The 4,804-nt window shown below is 72.6% G+C and carries 4 protein-coding genes and 1 pseudogene; 1 reads left to right on the forward strand and 4 read right to left on the reverse strand.

All coding sequences use genetic code 11. The features are described from left to right. Positions 1–59: 59 nt before the first annotated feature. A pseudogene (locus tag ACFFCA_RS19655) lies at positions 60–395 on the forward strand (MaoC/PaaZ C-terminal domain-containing protein); the annotation flags it as partial. A gap of 549 nt (positions 396–944) precedes the next feature. Here the strand turns inward: ACFFCA_RS19655 and ACFFCA_RS19660 are convergent. From ACFFCA_RS19660 to ACFFCA_RS19675, 4 genes are all read right to left on the reverse strand, one after another. Further along, a complete protein-coding gene (locus tag ACFFCA_RS19660; protein WP_375487958.1) occupies positions 945–1,556 on the reverse strand; it encodes a methylated-DNA--[protein]-cysteine S-methyltransferase in 612 nt (203 codons plus the stop codon). Then, positions 1,553–2,056 carry an RNA polymerase sigma factor gene (locus ACFFCA_RS19665; RefSeq protein ID WP_375487960.1) on the reverse strand — a complete coding sequence of 168 codons (504 nt, stop codon included), beginning with the start codon at positions 2,054–2,056 and terminating at the stop codon, positions 1,553–1,555. The genes ACFFCA_RS19660 and ACFFCA_RS19665 overlap by 4 nt, the downstream gene beginning before the upstream one ends. After that, complete coding sequence (locus tag ACFFCA_RS19670; protein WP_375487962.1) at positions 2,053–2,571, reverse strand: methylated-DNA--[protein]-cysteine S-methyltransferase; 519 nt, start codon at positions 2,569–2,571, stop codon at positions 2,053–2,055. Before ACFFCA_RS19670 ends, ACFFCA_RS19665 begins: the two co-directional genes overlap by 4 nt. 68 nt (positions 2,572–2,639) lie before the next feature. Beyond that, on the reverse strand, positions 2,640–4,804 hold a 2,165-nt coding region (locus tag ACFFCA_RS19675; RefSeq protein WP_375487964.1), incomplete at its 5' end, for an ATP-binding cassette domain-containing protein.

Below are 4,804 nucleotides of genomic sequence, written 5' to 3' on the forward strand. Positions count from 1 at the left end.
GGCCTACACCACCCTTGCTGGTCGGACGGCCGAAGACGGAGAAGAAGGTGGCTTCAGTAATGGCACTGCGTGATTTCGATTCGGTGAAGGTGGGCGACCCACTTCCCGAGAAGGTCATTCCGTTGACCCGGCAGGACCTGGTGAACTACGCCGGCGTCTCGGGCGACCTGAACCCGATCCACTGGGACGACGAGATCGCCAAGCAGGTCGGCCTCGACACCGCGATAGCGCACGGCATGCTGACCATGGCGCTGGCCGGGCGGCTGGTCACCGGGTGGGCCGGCGGCGACCCGGCCGCGGTGCGCAGCTATGGGGTCCGCTTCACCCGCCCGGTGCTCGTCCCCGACGACGACGAGGGCGCGCTGCTGGAGATCTCGGGGAAGGTCGCCGAGATCACCGACGCCCCCGACGGCGACCCCCGCGCCCTGCCGGGCGTCGACGACTCGGGAGCGCCCACCGTCGTCGACGACGAACGCACCCGTCGGCACCTCCGTCCACGGCAGCGCGTGCTCCCGGCCTCGCTCCGCGTGCAACCGATCGTCCATGTCGCGGGCGTACGGGACGCGTCCCTCGGCGGCCGCCCAGGCGTCCCGGTAGGTCGTGTACGCGGCGTGGCGGCACTCGGCACAGGGCCGGTGACCGGCGGCGAACGCCACGGCCTCGTCGCGGAAGAACAGCGGCGTGTAGTGCCGGGGGTCCCACTGGGGTACGCGGCGGCCACGGAACTCCAGCACGCACGTGATCCAGTTCCGGGTCTGGTGGGTCCGCACGATCTCGTGGTCCGGGCCGGGCCGGTGCAGCCGCCCGCGGTTGCCCATCCAGGCGCCGCGCACCGCGGTCGCCACGATCCGCCCGTCGGGCGTGACCCTGTTGCGCTCGGCCACGGCCTCACTCCGTTCGGTCGGGCCGAGACCTACGCTCGCGGGTCGCTCCGCAGGCGTCGCTCACGCGCCCTCCAGCGCGAGCAGCGCGGCCTTCGCCTCGGTACCACCGCGGTAGCTGCCCAGGCCGCCGTCCGAGCGCACGACGCGGTGGCACGGCACCACGATCGGGATGGGGTTGGTGGCGCACGCGGTGCCGACCGCCCGGACCGCCCGCGGGCTCCCGGCCAGCCCGGCCAGGGCCGCGTAGCTCGCGGTCGTCCCGTAGGCCACGTCGGTCGCGAGATGGTTCAGGACGGACAACCGGAAGCCAGCGGACAGCTGCCAGTCCAGCGCGACGTCGAAGTGGTGCCGGCGTCCCGTGAAGTAGTCCTCCAGCTGGCGCGTGACGCCGTCCAGGCGTGCGGGTGCCTCGAGCACGCGCGGGCTGATCCGCGTCGCCAGCGACTGCAGGACCGTGTCCCAGCCCTCGCCGGCGAAGGCGACGCGTACGAGCCCCCGGTCGGTGGCCGCGACGAGCAGCCCGCCGACGGGGGAGTCCACGGTCCGGTAGGCGACGTCGAGCAGGGTCTGCGTCTGGGCGGCGGCGGCCAGCCGGGCCCGGAGGCGGGCGAGGTCGGCATCGTCGACGAGCAGGCGGGTGGACAGTTCGGTTGCCGGTTCGGCGCTGCTCATCGGTGCTCCTCGGGAAGGGATGGGTGCAGGGTGCCGCGCAGCGCGGCGATGCCGTCCGCGGCCGCACGTCGGGCCGCGGCCGCGGTACCGCCCAGCAGGACGGCGACCTCGTCGTACGGCAACCCGGCGAGGTGGTGGTAGGCGACGGCCCGGCGCTGCTTGTCGGGCAGGGCGGCCACCGCCGCGTACAGGTCGAGGTCGCGGCCGTCGGCGCGCTCCCGCGCCGGCCGCTCGGGCGGCTCCGCGACGGGGAAGGCGTGGCGGGCGCGGGCCCGGGTGACGTCGACGGCCTTGCGGTGGGCGATGGTGACCAGCCAGGCCTCGACGTTCGCGTCGTCGGGCAGCGCCGGGTAGGCGTGCAACGCCGCCAGGAAGGTTTCCGACCACGCGTCGTCGGCGTCGGTCACGCCTACGACGGCACGCGTCACCCGCAGGACCATGGCGCCGTGCTGCACCACGACCGCCTCGAAGGGTGGCTTGGCCCGCGGCGGGCTGCTCACCAGAGCGCGGGTTCGGGGACGGCGAGCGCCCCCTCGAGCTCGAGCAGGTGCCGCTTGCGCTCGATCCCGCCGGCGTAGCCGGTGAGGCTGCCCGTCGAGCCGACCACGCGGTGGCACGGCACCACGATCGACACCGGGTTGTGCCCGACGAACCCGCCGATGGCCCGCGGGCTGATCCCGCCGCCCACCTCGGCGGCGAGCGCACCGTAGGTGGTGGTGGTGCCGTAGGGGATCCGGGCGAGCAGCTGCCACACCTGCTGCGCGCGTGCGCTGCCGCGCAGCGACAGGCGCAGGTCGAAGTCGCGTCGCCGGCCGGCCAGGTACTCACCGATCTGACGGACCGGTTCGGCGAGCGCCGGGTGGTCGGGTCCGACCGGCTCGCCCCACGCGGCCACGTCCGGGTTCGTCCAGTGGCCGGGGTAGTAGATCCCGGCGAGTCCTGCGTCGTCGGCGACGAAGGTCAGCGGACCGAGGGCGGTGTCCACGACCGCGTGCCGGTTCGTCGATGTCTGCATGGCTGCTCCTCGTCCTGACCGCTGGTGGCTGTCATCAGGTAGACGCGGCAGCGGCCCGGAATGTGAGGTCAATTCGGCCGGGCGGCCTTCACCTGGCCCACCCGGCGCAGGAAGAGCGACGTGACCACCAGGTAGATCGCACTCAGCACGACGCACATGATGAGGTCGGCGGCGAAGGTGTGCCCGGTGTGGTGCCAAAGAGGGTCGTCCTGGCCGCCGCTGGGGGTGATCTGGCTGACCGACGCGCCGGCGGCGTAGCCCCAGCGGGCGGGGGACAGCCACGACAGCTGCTCGAGCACCGCCCGTCCGCGCACCGGGAAGAGGCCGCCGGACAGCAGCAGCTGGGCCATGATGATCAGGACGAGCAGGGGCATGGTGCGGTCGGCGTTGGTGACGACCGTCGAGAGCAGCAGGCCGAGCGTCATCGACGAGAAGGTCACGAAGATGAGCACGATGACCATGTCGAGCTTGCCGGAGCTGCCCAGCAGCGCGTCGTCGGGTCCGGGGTCGGTGAGCAGGCCGAAGACGCCGAGCACGATGGCCTGCACGGCACTGACCACGCCGAGCACCACGACCTTGGAGGCGAGGTAGGGCCCCCACGCCAGGCCGATGGCCCGCTCGCGGCTGAAGATCGGTCTCTCCTTGACGATCTCGCGTACCGCGCCGGCGCTGCCCGACAGGCAGCCGCCGATGATGAGGACGAGCAGCAGCTGGACCGGCGAATGCGTCTTGTGCTTCAACGCGTCCAGGGCGGACAACCCGGAGCTGCCCGGCACAGCGTGCGCGAACAGCGCCAGCACCAGCGGCGTGATCATCGTCAGGCCGACGAACGCCTTGTCCGACGCGATGACCTTCAGGTAGCGACGGGACAGCGTGGAGAACTGGGCGAGGGCGCTCTGCTGGCGCGGCGGCGGAGCGGCCGCGGCCACGGCGGCGGCCCGGCCCGCACCGGCCACCGGTCCCGCGCTGGGCAGCCCGCCGTACTGGCGCCCGACGGGGGAGTTGATGTAGCGCTGGTACCAGTCGGTGCGCGGCTGCTCGAGCTGGGCGTACATGTCGGCCCAGTCGCTGCAGCCGAAGAACTCCAGGACGCCCTTCGGCGGCCCGTAGTAGGCGAGCTGCCCGCCGGTGGCCAGCACCAGGATCTTGTCGGCGAGGTCCAGGTAGGTGACGTTGTGGCTGATGACCACGACCGTGCGGCCGTCGTCGGCCAGCCGCCGCAGGACCTGCATGACCTCGCGGTCGCGGTTGATGTCCAGCCCGGACGTCGGCTCGTCGAGGAACAGCAGCGACGGGCTGGTGAGCAGCTCCATGGCCGTGCTGGTGCGCTTGCGCTGGCCGCCGGACAGCGTCGACACGCGCTGCTGCGCCTGCGGGACGAGACCGAGCTCGTGGATCACCTGGTCGACGCGGCGCGCGCAGTTGGCGCTGTCGACGTCGGGCGGGAAGCGCAGCTGGCCGGCGTAGAGCAACGCCTCGCGCACCTTCAGCTGCGGATGCAGGATGTCGTCCTGCGGGACCAGCCCGATGCGGTGCCGGATCTCGTCGTAGTTGGTGTAGAGGTCACGGCCGCCGTAGCCCACCCCGCCGTAGGTGGCCGGGGAGATGCCGGTCAGCGCCTTGAGCAGGGTGGACTTGCCGGACCCCGACGGCCCGACGATGACGAGCATGTTCTTCGGGTCGAGGCTGAAGCTGACGCGGTCGAGGATGCGTCGCTCGCCCACCTGCACGGTGAGCTGGTGCGCCTCGAAGGTGATCGCACCGGTGTCCTGGTACTCGGTGAGGTTGCCGTCGCTCTGCAGCCGGAAGGTCTTGTGGCCGATGGAGATGAGGTTGCGCGGACCGATCTGCGCGGACGTGATGCGGCGGCCGTCGACGAAGGTGCCGTTGGAGCTGCCGAGGTCGCGCAGGGTCCACGCCCGGCCGTCGAAGGTCAGCGCCGCGTGGTGGCGCGACACCAGCAGGTCGTCGACGGTGATGCGGTTGTCGGGCGTCCGTCCGATGGTGATCTGGCCCTTGGCCAGCGAGCCCAGCTCGTGCACGGCCGAGAGCTGGTTGTTGAAGCCGGCGTTGTCGGGAGACGGGCGGGCCGTGCCGGGCGGCGGACCCTGCGCTGGGCCGGCCGGCGCGCCCTGCGGGGGGCGTTGCGCCGCCGGGTACTGCGGCGGGACCACGGGCGCCGACGCGGTGCTGCCCGGCTGCCCGTACTGCTGCGGGGGGAACGCGCGGGGCG

The sequence above is a fragment of the uncultured Jatrophihabitans sp. genome, from assembly GCF_964252635.1.
In the GTDB taxonomy this organism is placed as follows: domain Bacteria; phylum Actinomycetota; class Actinomycetes; order Mycobacteriales; family Jatrophihabitantaceae; genus Jatrophihabitans.